The sequence below is a fragment of the Synechococcus sp. HJ21-Hayes genome, from assembly GCF_024345835.1.
Classification (GTDB): Bacteria; Cyanobacteriota; Cyanobacteriia; order PCC-6307; family Cyanobiaceae; genus Vulcanococcus.
Genome location: NZ_JAGQBW010000031.1, coordinates 1 through 13,792, shown reverse-complemented (window position 1 = coordinate 13,792; position 13,792 = coordinate 1). Strand labels below are relative to the sequence as shown.

General features: G+C 66.5%; 11 protein-coding genes and 1 pseudogene. 4 read left to right on the top strand and 8 right to left on the bottom strand.

Annotation, left to right across the window (positions count from 1 at the left end):
• On the top strand, positions 1–926 hold a 926-nt coding region (locus KBZ14_RS15290), incomplete at its 5' end, for an Hsp70 family protein (protein ID WP_255119208.1).
• Positions 927–1,009: 83 nt separating this feature from the next.
• Here KBZ14_RS15290 and pstS read toward each other — a convergent pair.
• From pstS to psbQ, 3 genes are all read right to left on the bottom strand, one after another.
• Complete coding sequence (gene pstS / locus KBZ14_RS15285) at positions 1,010–2,011, bottom strand: phosphate ABC transporter substrate-binding protein PstS (RefSeq protein ID WP_255119207.1); 1,002 nt, start codon at positions 2,009–2,011, stop codon at positions 1,010–1,012.
• Between the two features lie 72 nt (positions 2,012–2,083).
• Positions 2,084–3,154 (bottom strand): NAD(P)/FAD-dependent oxidoreductase, encoded by a 1,071-nt coding sequence (locus KBZ14_RS15280; RefSeq protein ID WP_255119206.1) that lies wholly within the window; start codon positions 3,152–3,154, stop codon positions 2,084–2,086.
• 76 nt (positions 3,155–3,230) lie between these two features.
• Positions 3,231–3,737, bottom strand: a complete 507-nt coding sequence (gene psbQ / locus KBZ14_RS15275) for a photosystem II protein PsbQ (RefSeq protein WP_255119205.1) — start codon at positions 3,735–3,737, stop codon at positions 3,231–3,233.
• Positions 3,738–3,879: 142 nt separating this feature from the next.
• Between psbQ and purU the strand changes: the two genes are divergently transcribed.
• A complete protein-coding gene (purU, locus tag KBZ14_RS15270; RefSeq protein ID WP_255119204.1) occupies positions 3,880–4,752 on the top strand; it encodes a formyltetrahydrofolate deformylase in 873 nt (290 codons plus the stop codon).
• Positions 4,752–6,041, top strand: a complete 1,290-nt coding sequence (locus tag KBZ14_RS15265) for an O-antigen ligase family protein (RefSeq protein ID WP_255119203.1) — start codon at positions 4,752–4,754, stop codon at positions 6,039–6,041. The genes purU and KBZ14_RS15265 overlap by 1 nt, the downstream gene beginning before the upstream one ends.
• 4 nt (positions 6,042–6,045) lie before the next feature.
• Here the strand turns inward: KBZ14_RS15265 and KBZ14_RS15260 are convergent, their stop codons facing one another.
• Positions 6,046–7,620: a B12-binding domain-containing radical SAM protein gene (locus KBZ14_RS15260; RefSeq protein WP_255119209.1), complete on the bottom strand. Its 1,575-nt coding sequence runs from the start codon at positions 7,618–7,620 to the stop codon at positions 6,046–6,048.
• A gap of 119 nt (positions 7,621–7,739) precedes the next feature.
• Positions 7,740–10,355, bottom strand: a complete 2,616-nt coding sequence (gene acnB, locus KBZ14_RS15255) for a bifunctional aconitate hydratase 2/2-methylisocitrate dehydratase (protein WP_255119202.1) — start codon at positions 10,353–10,355, stop codon at positions 7,740–7,742.
• 141 nt (positions 10,356–10,496) lie between these two features.
• Between acnB and KBZ14_RS15250 the strand changes: the two genes are divergently transcribed.
• Complete coding sequence (locus KBZ14_RS15250; RefSeq protein ID WP_255119201.1) at positions 10,497–11,570, top strand: 3-deoxy-7-phosphoheptulonate synthase; 1,074 nt, start codon at positions 10,497–10,499, stop codon at positions 11,568–11,570.
• Positions 11,571–11,573: 3 nt separating this feature from the next.
• On the opposite strand, the gene KBZ14_RS15245 is transcribed toward KBZ14_RS15250, so the two are convergent.
• From KBZ14_RS15245 to KBZ14_RS15235, 3 genes and pseudogenes are all read right to left on the bottom strand, one after another.
• Positions 11,574–12,239, bottom strand: a complete 666-nt coding sequence (locus KBZ14_RS15245; protein ID WP_255119200.1) for a diacylglycerol/polyprenol kinase family protein — start codon at positions 12,237–12,239, stop codon at positions 11,574–11,576.
• On the bottom strand, positions 12,236–13,168 hold the full coding sequence (locus KBZ14_RS15240; RefSeq protein WP_399211326.1) for an RpoD/SigA family RNA polymerase sigma factor: 933 nt from the start codon (positions 13,166–13,168) through the stop codon (positions 12,236–12,238). Before KBZ14_RS15240 ends, KBZ14_RS15245 begins: the two co-directional genes overlap by 4 nt.
• A gap of 220 nt (positions 13,169–13,388) precedes the next feature.
• A pseudogene (locus tag KBZ14_RS15235) lies at positions 13,389–13,792 on the bottom strand (RNA degradosome polyphosphate kinase); the annotation flags it as partial.

The following is a 13,792-nucleotide window of genomic DNA, read 5'->3' as shown; positions in this document are numbered from 1 at the left end:
CCGCCAGCGAGTTGGACGAGGTGGTGATGGTGGGTGGCTCCACCCGCATTCCCGCGGTGCAGGAGCTGGTGAAGCGTGTCACCGGTAAGGACCCCAACCAGACCGTTAACCCCGATGAGGTAGTGGCCGTGGGTGCCGCCATCCAGGGCGGTGTGCTCGCCGGCGAGGTGAAGGACATCCTGCTGCTGGACGTCACCCCCCTCTCCCTCGGCGTGGAGACCCTGGGCGGCGTGATGACCAAGATGATCACCCGCAACACCACCATCCCCACCAAGAAGTCGGAGACCTACTCCACGGCGGTGGATGGCCAGACCAACGTGGAAATCCACGTGCTGCAGGGTGAGCGCGAGATGGCCAGCGATAACAAGTCGCTCGGAACCTTCCGCCTGGATGGCATCCCCCCCGCACCGCGCGGCGTGCCCCAGATCGAAGTGACCTTCGACATCGACGCCAACGGCATCCTCAGCGTGACCGCCAAGGACAAGGGCAGCGGCAAGGAGCAGAGCATCTCCATCACCGGCGCTTCCACCCTCAGTGAGAACGAAGTGGAGAAGATGGTGAAGGATGCCGAAGCCAATGCCTCCGTGGACAAGGAGAAGCGCGAAAAGATCGACCTGAAGAACCAGGCTGAAACCCTCGTGTACCAGGCCGACAAGCAACTCGGCGAGCTGGGCGACAAGGTGGGCGCTGAAGACAAGGCCAAGGTGGAAGGCTTCTCCGCAACCCTCAAGGAGGCCATTGAGAAGGAGGACTACGACACCATGAAGTCCACCCTCGAGCAACTCCAGCAGGCCCTTTATGCCGCCGGTGCCGCTGTGTACCAACAGGCCGGCGCTGATGGAGCCCCTGCCCCCGGTGGTGATGGCGCCAGTGCCGGAGCCGCCGGAGACGACGTGATCGACGCGGAGTTCACCGAGAGCAAATGAGCTGACGCGCCCTGATCCTCTCGGGGCCCGATCAGCAAAAAGCCCCCCGAATGGGGGGCTTTTTCATGCGCCGGTGACGGGGCCTACTGGCCCACGGACTCCAGGGCGGCGCGGGCCTTGCTGAGCACGGGTGCGGGCAGCGTCACGAACCCGAGGGCTGGGGCACCTGCCTGGGCCGCGTCAGACAGGGCATAGCGGAAGGTGGTTTGCAAGGGGGCCAGCTTCGCGCCGTTGCCGCTCTTGTAGAGCAGGATCCAGGTGAAGGTCACGATCGGGTAGCCCGCCTGGGGGTTGGGGTTGTTGCCGGTGAGGTCGGGGCCCAGGTCGATGCTGGCGAGGGCCTTGGCGGCTTCCTCCGTGGTGGGTTTGGCGAAGGTGCCAGCGGAGTTCTGGATGGCTGCGGCCTGTAGGGCGCCCTGGATGTAGGCCGCTTCCACATAGCCGATGGCGCCCTTCACCTGCTGCAGGCTGGCGGCCACGCCCTCATTGCCCTTGGCTCCGATGCCGGTGGGCCACTTCACGGATTTGGCGGTGCCAGGGCCGGCTTTCCAGCTGGGGCTGAAGGCGGAGAGGGAATTGGTGAAGTTGTAGGTGGTGCCGGAGCCATCGGAGCGGAACACCACCTTGATGGCCTGGTCGGCGCAGCCCAGCTCCTTGAAGTTCTTGATCGTGCCCTCGAAGATCCCCACCAGCTGGGCCTGGGTGAGCTTGAGGCTGCAACCGGGGTTGTTGTAGGCCACGGCGATGGCGCCCGCTGTCATCGGGATCTGCACCACGCCCCGCTTCACAGCGGCGGACTCGGCGGCATCCATGGGCTTGTCGCTGGCGGCGAAATCCACCGTTCCGGCTTCAAACTGGCGAACGCCTGCGCCGGACCCCACCGACTGGTAGTTCACCCGTACATCGCCTTTGGCGGCCAGGTCTTGGAACCAGCGCTGGTAGATCGGGGCCGGGAACGTGGCGCCTGCGCCTTGGAGGTTGCCGCCACCGCCTGATGGACTGCTCCCTCCACAGGCGGTGAGGCTGAGGCTGCCGAGCAGGCCGAGGGCGGCGCCCAGGGAGGTGAGGCGGCAGGAAAAGGCCATGGTTGCTGAACCGTGGAGACGCAGGAAGGCTTGGCAGGCCGAAGCGCGAGGCGCTGACTGCCTTAACCCAGGCTAAACCTGGGGGTTCGTCTCGACCTTTTCAGCCACCCATTCCGCGCTGGCGGGGGCCAGCAACACGCCATTGCGGTAGTGGCCGGACGCCAGCAGCAGCCCGGGTTCCAGCTGCTCCAGCAGTGGGGCGGGTCGGCCGCAGGGGCGAGCCCGCAGGCCCTGCCACTGCTGCAGCACCGTGGCCTGCTCCAGCCAGGCGGGGGCCTGCCCCCCCAGCAACCGCAGCTCCGCGAGGGCCTGGGCATTGGCCTTGTCGCTGTCGGGTTCCACGGTGGCCCCCAGCCAGAGGCGGCCGTTGGCGCGGGGCACCAGGTTGATGCCGTTCCAGCTGATGGAGCCGGGCCAGCCGCTGGCGTCGGGGCAGCCTGCCGGCAGTTGCAGTTCCAGGGCCTGGCCCAGAACGGGCGCCTGGGGGCGCTCATGGCCGAGGGGGGCCAGCAGAGCGGGGCTGCCCAGGCCTGCGCAGATCACCAGCCACTGGGCCTGCAGCCATGGGCCTTCGGCCAGGGCCACCCGCCAGTCGCCGCCCCCCCTGGCGGGGCGTTCCAGGGCCACGGCGGTTGTGGGCATTAGCTCCAGGCCCAGCCGCAGTCCATCGGCCCGCAGGGCCCCGAGCATGGGCAGGGGATCCAGCTGGCCATCCTCCGCTGAGAGCACCCCTCCCTGGGCCGCCGCCGGCAGGCTTGGTTGCAGTACGGCCAGGGCGTCGCGGCTCAGCCATTGCAGGGCGATGCCGCGTTGCACGCGGTGCTCCACCAGGCGCTGCTGGGCCAGGACCTCCTGGCTGTCGGCGGCCAGCTGCAGCAGTCCGGGGCGCCAGGGCAGCTGGTAGCCGCGGCTACTGAGCTCTCTGCGCCATTCCCCCCACAGCTGGTGGGAGCGTTGCCGCAGTCGCCAGCCCCGGCCGCTTGAGCGGCGATACACCTGGGCCATCAGCAGGCCCAGGGCGGCGCTGCTGCCAGAGCCGGGCTGTTGGGGTCCCGCGGCGCAGGGGTCCACGAGGGTGACGCCATGGCCCCGCCGCAGCAGCAGCCAGGCCACGGAAAGGCCCACCATCCCGGAGCCGATCACGAGGACTGACTGGGGCTGGTGGGCCTGGGAGGAAGAGGGCGCGGTGATCGGGATGGGCCTCGCGATCTGGGCGGGATCAGTTCTGCTTGAGGTCGGCTTGCACCTGGGCGGGCAGGGTCTGGGCGTAGAGACCGAAGCCGCTGGCCACCTTGATATAGGCCTTGCGCAGCCGCTCGCCGTCCTGGAGGCGAGCGGCTTCATCGAGCTCGGCGAAGGCGGCCTTGAGGTTGTTGGCCCGCTTGGTGGCCTCGGGGCGGTCGGCGGGCAGCAGATGCTGGTTGATGTAGAGCATCTCGCGGCCCACTTCTTGCATGGGTCCGTGGATCAGGTTGCGGGTGAACACCCAGTTCTTGTCGTTCACCAGGGCCGCCAGTTCGGGCAGGCGGTCGCGGGCGGCCAGGAAGCCCTCGGCCTGGCGATCGATGTAGGCGATGTCCTCGGGGCTGAGGCTGGCGGCGCGGGCCTTGCCGCTGTCGCAGGCTGCCAGGCCGAAGCTCAGCACCACGGCCAGGGCCAGCAGGGTGAGGCGCTTGAGGGCGGTGGAGAGCTGGGATAGCAGCGCGGGCAAGGGCTGGGCGGCCATGGCGGGCACAACGGATTGCCGGACTTTACCCAGGGTGATTCGCTTCAGCCGGTTGCGGTCGCTCACTGCAATGCGCGGCGGCAGGCCTGGGCCGTTGCGCCTCCTGCCGGCACAATGCCCTCACTGACGGCGTTCTTCCGCCATGACGGGCCCAACCGCCATCCTGCAGATGATCTGCCCGGATCAGCCCGGGCTGGTGCGGGAGCTCTCGGGTTGGGTGGCTGCCAACGGCGGCAACATCGTGCATGCCGACCACCACAGCGATCAGGGCGCCGGGCTGTTCCTCAGTCGGATCGAGTGGCAGCTCGAGGGCTTCGGTCTGCCCCGGGAGGCGATCTGTCCCACGGCCCGAGCCCTGGCGGAGCGCTTGGGCGGGGAATACAAGGTGAACTTTTCCGATGACCGCCCGCCGGTAGCGATCTTCGTGAGCAAGCAGGACCACTGCCTGCTGGATCTGCTGTGGCGGGTTCGCACTGGTGAGCTGCCCATGCAGGTGCCGCTGGTGATCGCCAACCATCCCGATCTCTGCTCCATCGCCGAGGAGTTCGGGGCTCGCTTCGCGCACGTGCCCATCAGTGCGGCTAATCGCGGAGAGGCCGAGGCCCGCCATCTAGCCCTCCTGGCCGAGCACCAGATTGAACTGGTGGTGTTGGCTAAGTACATGCAGGTGCTCACCCCCAACTTCCTGGCCAGCTTTGATCCCCCCGATGCCTTCCACCGGGTGATCAACATTCACCACTCCTTCCTGCCGGCCTTCAAGGGGGCGCAGCCCTACCACCGGGCCTGGGAGCGGGGCGTGAAGCTGATCGGGGCCACGGCCCACTACGTGACCGAGGAACTGGATGGGGGGCCGATCATTGCCCAGTCCACCGTGGGGGTCGGCCATCGCGATGAGGTGGACGACCTGATCCGCAAGGGCCGCGACACCGAGCGCCTAGCCCTGGCCAGGGCCGTGCGCCTGCATCTCAAGCGTCAAGTGATCGTGTATCGCGGCCGCACGGCGGTGTTCGAGTAATGAAGCTGACTCCATGGCTCGCCCGCGGCCTCCAGCAGCTCGATGACCAGCGACCTGAGACCGCTCACCCCCTGGGCTGGCGATGTTTTCAGCTGGGGATGTTTGTGCTTCCTGCCAGCGCTCTGATCGCGGTAGTTCTGTTGTTCATTGCCTTGCTGTTGGGCAGTCGTCAGCGGCCTCCCTTCTGGCGCGACCGCGCCAATGGGGTGCTGGCTGTGATTGGGGTGCTGATGCTGCTGGGCTGCTTCAGGGCCAGTAGTGGTGTCCTTGCCTGGGTGGGACTGGGCAACTGGTTGCCTTTTTTCTGGGGCTTCTGGGGTTTTCAGCCCTATGTGGTCAGCCCGGCGGCCCGTCGTCGTGTGGCCCTTTGGATCGTGGCGGGTACGGTGCCCGTGATCGTCACGGGGCTAGGCCAGCTGTTCTGGGGCTGGAGTGGACCGTGGCAGATCCTTGGCGGCTTAATCATCTGGCACCTGAAGCCGGGTGGGAATCCTCCTGAGCGGCTGGCGGGCCTTTTCGACTACGCCAACATCACAGCGGCCTGGCTGGCTTTGAGCTGGCCTCTCTTGCTGGCAGCGCTGCTGGCCTGTTGGCGGCGCTGCCAGCAGCGGCTGGAACGCTCCGCTCTGGACTTGCTTGTGGTGGTGGTTCTCGTGGCGGCCCAAGTGGCGGCCCTCTACCTCACCGATTCTCGCAACGCTTGGGGAGCCTTGCTGTTGGCGGTTCCGATCGTGGGTGGACCTGGCAGCTGGCTGTGGTTACTGCCCCTGCTGCTGTTTGCCCTGCTGCCGGTGGCCCTGGCCGTTCTGCCGGGTGTTCCAGCTGTGCTACAGGATCCAGCCCGTGCCCTGGTTCCCCAGTCGATTTGGGGACGCCTTAACGACTTCAACTCCCAGGGCAAACGCCCTCTGGCCATCACCCGCCTCAGCCAGTGGAGCGTGGCGGTGGGCCTGATCGCTGAGCGACCATGGTTGGGTTGGGGGGCAGCAGCCTTCAGCGTGATTTATCCGCTGCGTACTGGCTTCTGGCATGGCCATCCCCACAACATCGCCATCGATCTTGCGCTGAGCCACGGCCTGCCCGTTGCGGCGATGGTGGTGGGTTTTGTGCTCTGGTTGCTGATTCGTGCGGCCCACCGGGGCATGGCCTCGGGGCCGCTGTTTGAGCGGGCCTGGTGGGCTGCCGCGCTGGTGCTTGCGGCCCTCCATGCCACCGACATCCCCATGTACGACAGCCGAATCAACATCGCCGGCTGGATCCTGTTGGTGGGGCTGCGTTGCAAGGTCTGAATCGTCACCCTGCTGGCAAGGCTTCGTCGCGGTGTTTGCGCAATGTGGACTTGGGTAGTGGGCCCTCCAAGTGGTCCCAGGGGAGGACCTGGGTGTCTTCCCATGCCCCATGGATCACCTGCTCCCATGGCGGTGGCGGCGGCAGGGGGAGCGGGACTTGCAAGCCCAGGGAGTTGGAGTTCTCGCTCACGGCCCGATAGGCCTTTTTCCAGCCCCCCAGGCTCTCGTGGCTACCGCGGGCGGCAGCAATCACCGGGGCCAGGCGGCGGTCGCTACGGGACAGCAGGGCCTGGATCACGCTCCAGCCGTAGCTCTCCGGGCGTAGCTCGATGCCCTTGGGCTTGAGCCGCTTGGCTAGCAGCTTGAGGCGCTTGTCGGCCTCCGGGCGCACGCCTTCCCATTGGAATGGTGTGTGGGCCTTGGGCACGAAGGTGCTCACCCCCAAGCTGAGGCGCAGGCCTGGGGTGGCTTTCTTGAGCGCCAGCAGCAGCTCGGCCGTGGCTTCCACATCGGCCTCCTCTTCGCTGGGCAGGCCCACCATGCCGTAGAGCTTCAGGCCCGTGAGGCCGCCCTCCTTGGCATAGCGGGCGGCGGCATAGATCTCCTCGGTGGTGAGTTTTTTGTTCACCACGTCGCGCATGCGCTCGCTGCCGCTCTCAATCGCGATCGTGAGCGACTTGCTCCCCCGCTTGGCGAGGATCCTGCCTAGGTCTGGAGTCACCGTGGCGGCCCGCACGGAGCTCACACTCACGCGGGTGCCGTCGAAACGGTCCTGGTCGAGCCAGGCCAGTAGGTCGGCGAATTGGGGGTGCTGGGTCACCGAGGCCCCCAGCAGCCCTAGGCGCTGGGTGGCAGCCAGACCCTTCTCCACCGCCGGGATCAGGCCATCGTCGAGGCTGGGGGTGCGGAACGGCAAGGTGAGGTAGCTCGCCAGGCAGAAGCGACACAGTTCCGGGCAGCTGCGCACCACCTCCACCATGTGGATCGACGGCCAAGCCGCCTCGGGGGTGATCACCGTGGAGTGGCTGAGGGTGTTGCCGCGCCAGGTCTGCTTGGCCACGGTGGCCGGAATGCCGGGCTCGGTGGGCTCAACCCCCAGGAGTTCGCCTTCGCTGGAGTAGCGAGGGGCGTAGAGGCTCGGCACATAGACCCCTGGCACCTGGGCCAGTCGCCTTAGCCGCTCGGGTCGGGGTGCATCGCGGTGCTCCTGTAGGGCATCCACAAACGCGGGCAGCAGCAGCTCGCCATCCCCCAGCAGCACGACATCGAAGAAGGGGGCCAAGGGCTCGGGGTTGGCGGTGAGAACCGGGCCGCCCCCGAAGACGATCGGATCCGCATCGCCCCGCTGGTTGGCCCAGATCGGAATGCGCTGCTGCTCGAGCAGATCCAGCAGCACTGGCCCGTCTAGCTCCCAGCTCAGCGACAGGCCGAACAGGTCGCAGTGGCGGTGCGGTGGGTCGCCCTGGTCGGTGAACAGGCGACGCACATCCACGTCGGTTCGCTGGGCCAGGGTGGCCCAAACGATCTGGTATCCCAGGCTGGTGATTCCCACCGTGTAGGTGCTGGGAAAGGCGAGCACCGCCCGCAGCGCCCCGGGTTGGGGCACGGTGGGTTCAAACAGCAGGGTTTCCTGGTTCAGGGAAGGCTCTCAGGGGCGCTAGATCCAGCGTCTCACCAGGGCGGCCCAGCTGCAGGGAGTCACGCCTCCGCCAGCACCTTCGCTTCCTCTTCGGAACTCACCACCCGGCCGGCATCCTCGAAGCCTGCGATCTGATCGAAGTTGAGGTAGCGGTAGAGCTCGGCGCCCTTGGGATCGATCTTGGCGGCGGCGATGGCGAGGTATTGCTCCTTGGTCGGGATGCGGCCCAGCTGGGCGCACACCGCCGCTAGCTCGGCGCTGCCCAGATACACCTGGGCGCCGTTGCCGAGGCGGTTGTTGAAGTTGCGGGTGCTGGTGGAGAACACGGTGGTGTTGTCCTCCACCCGGGCCTGGTTGCCCATGCAGAGGGAGCAGCCGGGCATTTCCATGCGGGATCCCGCCTTCTCGAAGATCGCGTAATAGCCCTCCTGTTTGAGCATCTCCTCATCCATGCGGGTGGGCGGGCAGACCCACAGGCGAGCACTGTTTTCGCCCTGGCCTTCCAGCACCGTCGCGGCGGCGCGGTAGTGGCCGATGTTGGTCATGCAGGAACCGATGAACACCTCATCGATGGACTTGCCCGCCTCCTCCGAGAGCAGCTTGACGTTGTCGGGGTCGTTGGGGCAGGCCAGGATCGGCTCGGTGATCTGATCCAGATCGATCTCGATCACGGCGGCGTAGTCGGCATCGGCGTCAGCCTCTAGGAGCTGGGGATTGGCCAGCCAGGCCTCCATGGCCTTGATGCGGCGGGCCAGGGTGCGGGCATCGCCGTAGCCACGGGCGATCATGTTTTTCAACAGCGCCACATTGCTGCGCAGGTATTCGCTCACCGTGTCCACGGAGAGCTTGATGGTGCTGCCCGCGCAGGAGCGTTCGGCGGTGGCGTCGGTGAGTTCAAAAGCCTGCTCGAGCTTGAGATCGGGGAGCCCCTCGATCTCCATGATCCGGCCGTTGAACACGTTTTGTTTGCCCTCCTTGGCCACGGTGAGCAGCCCCTGCTGGATCGCCACATAGGGGATGGCGTTCACCACATCGCGCAGGGTCACCCCCGGTTGCAGGGAGCCGGAGAACTTCACCAGCACCGATTCGGGCATATCGAGCGGCATGGCGCCGATGGCGGCGGCGAAGGCCACCAGGCCCGAACCGGCCGGGAAGGAGATGCCGAGTGGGAAGCGGGTGTGGCTGTCGCCGCCGGTACCCACGGTGTCGGGCAGCAGCATGCGGTTGAGCCAGCTGTGGATGATGCCGTCGCCGGGGCGCAGGGCCACACCCCCGCGCGACGCCATGAAATCCGGCAGTTCGGCGTGGGTTTTCAGATCCACCGGCTTGGGATAGGCGGCGGTGTGGCAGAAGCTCTGCATCACCAGATCGGCGCTGAAGCCCAGGCAGGCCAGCTCCTTCATCTCATCGCGGGTCATGGGCCCGGTGGTGTCCTGGGAGCCCACGGTGGTCATCAGCGGCTCACAGCTGGTGCCGGGGCGCACGCCCGGCAGGCCGCAGGCCTTGCCCACCATCTTTTGGGCCAGGGTGAAGCCCTTGCCGGTGTCGGCCGGCGCCACCGGCCGGATGAACAGCTCGCTGGCGGGAAGCCCCAGCTGGGCGCGTACTTTGTCGGTCAGGGAGCGGCCGATCAGCAGCGGGATGCGGCCGCCGGCACGCACCTCATCGGTGATGGTGCTGGGCTTGAGCTCAAAGCGGGCCACGATGGAGCCGGCGCCTGGTTCACCGGCGGCCCGCTCGATCGTGCCGGCGTAGGGGCGGATGGTGATCACATCGCCGGAGTTGAGGGCGGTCACGTCGCACTCGATCGGCAGCGCGCCGGAATCCTCAGCCGTGTTGAAGAAGATCGGCGCGATCTTGCCGCCGAGCACCACGCCGCCACTGCGCTTGTTGGGCACGTGCGGGATGTCGGTGCCGGTGTGCCAGAGCACCGAGTTGATGGCCGACTTGCGGGAGCTGCCGGTGCCCACCACATCCCCCACGTAGGCCACGGGATGGCCCTTGGTTTTGAGCTCGGCGATCAGCTCCAGGCCGCCGGGCATGCGGGTTTCCAGCATCGCCGTGGCGTGCAGGGGGATGTCCGGCCGGGTGGTGGCGTGGGTGGCGGGGGAGAGGTCGTCGGTGTTGGTTTCACCCTCCACCTTGAACACCGTCACGGTGATCTCTGCGGGCAGCTCGGGCTTGGCGGTGAACCACTCGGCGTTGGCCCAGCTGTCGATCACCCGCTGGGCATCGGCGTTGCTCGCCGCCAGCTCCAGCACATCGTTGTAGGCGTCATACACGAGCAGGGTGGTGCTCAGCCCCTCGGCGGCGGCGCTGGCGATGGCCGCATCGGGGTTGCTGAGCAGCGCGATCAGGGCGCCCACGTTGTAACCGCCGATCATCGTGGCCAGCAGCTTCACGGCCGCCACGGGAGTGAGCAGCGGGCTGGTGGCCGTGCCCTGGGCCACGCCAGCCAGCCAGCCGGCCTTCACATAGGCCGCCTCATCCACGCCGGGGGGGATGCGCTCGCTCAGCAGGTGCAGCAGGAAGGTTTCCTCTCCAGCGGGCGGGGCTTCCAACAGCTCGGTGAGGGCTTGGGCCTGGCCGGCATTGAGGGGAAGGGCCGGCACCCCTAGGGCTTCGCGCTCAGCGGCGGCGGCGCGGTAGCTGGCGAGGAAGGTGCTGGCGGACATCGGCGCTGACGGGTCTGGTGGGGCCCGGACGACTGGACTTGGACCCCCATTGTTCTTTGCCGCCTGCCCCGCCCTTGGTGACAACGGCTGCAAATGGGCTTCTAGGCTGGGCTGTCAACCGCCCGATCCTGGATCCCGGCCATGCTTCCCACCTCCGATCTGCATGTGGTGGAAACACGGCCGCTCGTGGCGCCGGCCCTGTTGCATCGGGAGCTGCCCCTCGGAGATGGGGCCGCCACCACCGTGCGGGAAGCACGGGATCGGATCAAGGCCATTCTGCGGGGCGATGACCAGCGGCTGCTGGTGATCGTGGGCCCCTGCTCGGTTCACGATGTGGATGCAGCCAAGGAGTATGCGGCTGCCATCGCCCAAGCACACGAGCAGCATCGCGACGCGCTCGAGATCGTGATGCGTGTGTATTTCGAGAAGCCTCGTACCACCGTGGGTTGGAAGGGCCTGATCAACGACCCCCATCTCGATGGCAGCTACGACATCAACACGGGCCTGCGGCTAGCGCGGGGCCTGCTGCTGCATTTAGCCGATATGGGCTTGCCCTCAGCCACGGAATTGTTGGATCCGGTGGTGCCCCAGTACATCGCTGACCTGATCAGCTGGACGGCCATCGGCGCCCGCACCACCGAGAGTCAGACACACCGGGAGATGGCCTCAGGCCTCTCCATGCCGATCGGATTCAAGAACGGTACCGATGGCAGCGCCTCTACCGCCATCAACGCCATGGAGGCCGCCGCCCGCTCCCACCATTTCCTGGGCATTAACAAAGATGGCCACGCCGCGATCGTGACCACCACCGGCAATCCGGATGGTCATCTGGTGTTGCGGGGCGGCAAGCAGGGAACCAACTACCACCCGGAGGCGGTGGAGGCCGCCGCCGCGGCCCTCGCCAAGGACGGTCTTCCCGCCCGGGTGATGGTGGATTGCAGCCATGGGAATTCCAACAAGGACTATCGCCGTCAGGCTGAGGTGGCCGGCCAAGTGGCCAACCAGCTGCGCAGCGGCTCGCGCCATGTGATGGGCGTGATGCTCGAGAGCCACCTAGTGGCGGGTAGCCAGAAGATCCCCAGCGATCTGTCCAAGCTCACCTACGGCCAGAGCATCACCGATGCCTGCATTGACCTCAGCTCCACACGGGAGGTGCTGGCGGAGTTGGCGGCGGCCGTGGCTGAGGGCAACAGGAGCCCGCTGGCTGTGGCCTGATCCTTAGCCGCTGAGCTGCTGCCAGAGCATGCCGGTGGCCAGGGGCACCGTGAGATTGTCGCCGCCATAGCGGCTGAGTTGCTCTAGGCCTGTGGCCACACCTGTAAGCAGCAGCAAGGACGGCCAGGAGGGTGCGGCCAGGCCCAGGCCAGAGGCGAGGGCCGTTAGGCCCCCTAGCGCCAGCAGGCTGGCGGCGGCCATGGCACCTGTGCCTGCTAGCGATTTGGTTTGCCCCAGCACTTGCCAGCGGATGGATGGGATCTGCGGGCCGATCAGGCCGGCCAGGCCGTCCCCCAAGGCCATCACCAACACGCCAGCGGCCACGGGCAAGGGCTGTTGCGGCCAGAACAGCGCCAGCAGAATGGTGATGGCCGCCCCATAGGCGATGGTGCCGTAGCTGTGACGACCTACGTCCTCCACCGCGGGCAACAGCCGGTAGCGGTGATTCAGGGCTGTCAGCACGGTGACCAGGGCTGCAGCGGGGAGGGCCACTCCTTGTCCAATCCCCATGGCCCAGGCGATCAGCACCACGGGCCCGGTCCCGATGTGAACCACCTTGCGGCTCCACTCGCGCTGTTCGGGCCAGCGACGCCGCACCAGAAGCGCCGTTGCGACCACAACGGCAAGCCAGCAGGCAACAGCGGCGATGCCGAGGAACTCTGGACTCAAGCAGCCTGCTGGTAGTTGGTCATCAGGCGCAGTTTCAGGATGGCCTTGGCCTCCAGTTGCCGCACCCGTTCACGGGACACATTGATCTGCCGTCCGATCTCTGCCAGGGTCATCGGCTCGCTGCCCTCTAGGCCAAAGCGCAGCTTGATGATCTTCTGCTCCCGTTCGTTGAGCTGAGATAGCCAGGTGCCGAGGTGCTCTTTCTGCAGGCTGCGGTCCATCGAGTCCATCGACTCGTGGCTGGCGGGGTCGGCGATCAGCTCGCCGAGGGTGCTGCGGTCTTCGTCGCCGCGGGCATGGGCATCGAGGGATGCGCAGGGAGCGCTCTGGGAGATGAGCTCTTCGAGTTCATCCGGCTCCATTCCCATGGCATGGGCCAGCTCCAGGCGGTTGGGCTGGCGCCCAAACCGGTGTGAGAGCTCCCGGGTGATCCGCCGCATCTTCGAGAGCTTTTCGCTCACGTGGATCGGTAGGCGAATGGTGCGGGCGCTGTTGTCGATCGCCCGTGTCATGCCCTGACGGATCCACCAGTAGGCGTAGGTTGAGAACTTGTAGCCCATGGCGGGGTCGAATTTGTCGACCGCCCTCTCAAGGCCGATCGCACCCTCCTGCACCAGATCCAGCAGCTCAAGGCCCTGGTTCTGATACTTCTTCGCCACGCTCACCACCAACCGCAGGTTGGCGGCCATCATCCGATCGCGGGCCCGGGTGCCCATGCGGATCTGGTGGTTCTGGCGGGGCGTGAGCTGCTCCTTGGGGAGCTCCTGCAGGCGCTTCATGGCCTGCACATGGTGGGCCAACTCGATTTCTTCTGCAGGGGTGAGCAGCGGCACCCGGCCGATGTTGCTCAGATACCAGCCGATCGAATCAGCACTGAGCCGACCTCCCTGACGCGGCCGGGGGGTTCGTGCTGCAGATCTGGTGTTCATCGGTTCAGATCTGTGTGCATTGACATCATTCTGTGCGGGGTCATCTGCACCGGTGGTGATGGCGGCAGCAGTGGTGGCGGAATGCTGAGGCGTACCCATTGACCCCCGGCCTCCAATTTGATTTGGCCGGAATTTAGCACTTCTGGAGTGTTGGCAACGTTTGGAATTGGAAGACTTGCTGCAGGGATTCCTTTGGAATTACTTTCTTTTGTAATGCTCGTTACAGCGTAGGTTTGGTCTGTTTCAGGCCAGTGCGCCAGCCGTCGATCAGTGCGGCTTGAACGGCATAGCCGTCCTGCTCCGGCATCCTTTGCACAAAGCTGCCATCGCTCTGCATGTCCCAGGCGGTGCAGTTGTCGTCGAGGTAGGAGTCGATCAAACGCTCCAGCTGTTGGCGCAGTTGCGGATCTTCGATCGGGGCGACGGCCTCCACGCGACGGTCGAGGTTGCGGCCCATCCAGTCGGCGCTGCCGATATACATCTCTTGCTCACCTCCATTGGCGAACCAGAAGAGCCGGGAGTGTTCGAGAAAGCGTCCGATCACGCTGCTCACCCGGATGTTGTCGCTCACGCCCGCCACGCCCGGGCGCAGGCTGCACATGCCGCGCACCACCAGGTCGATCT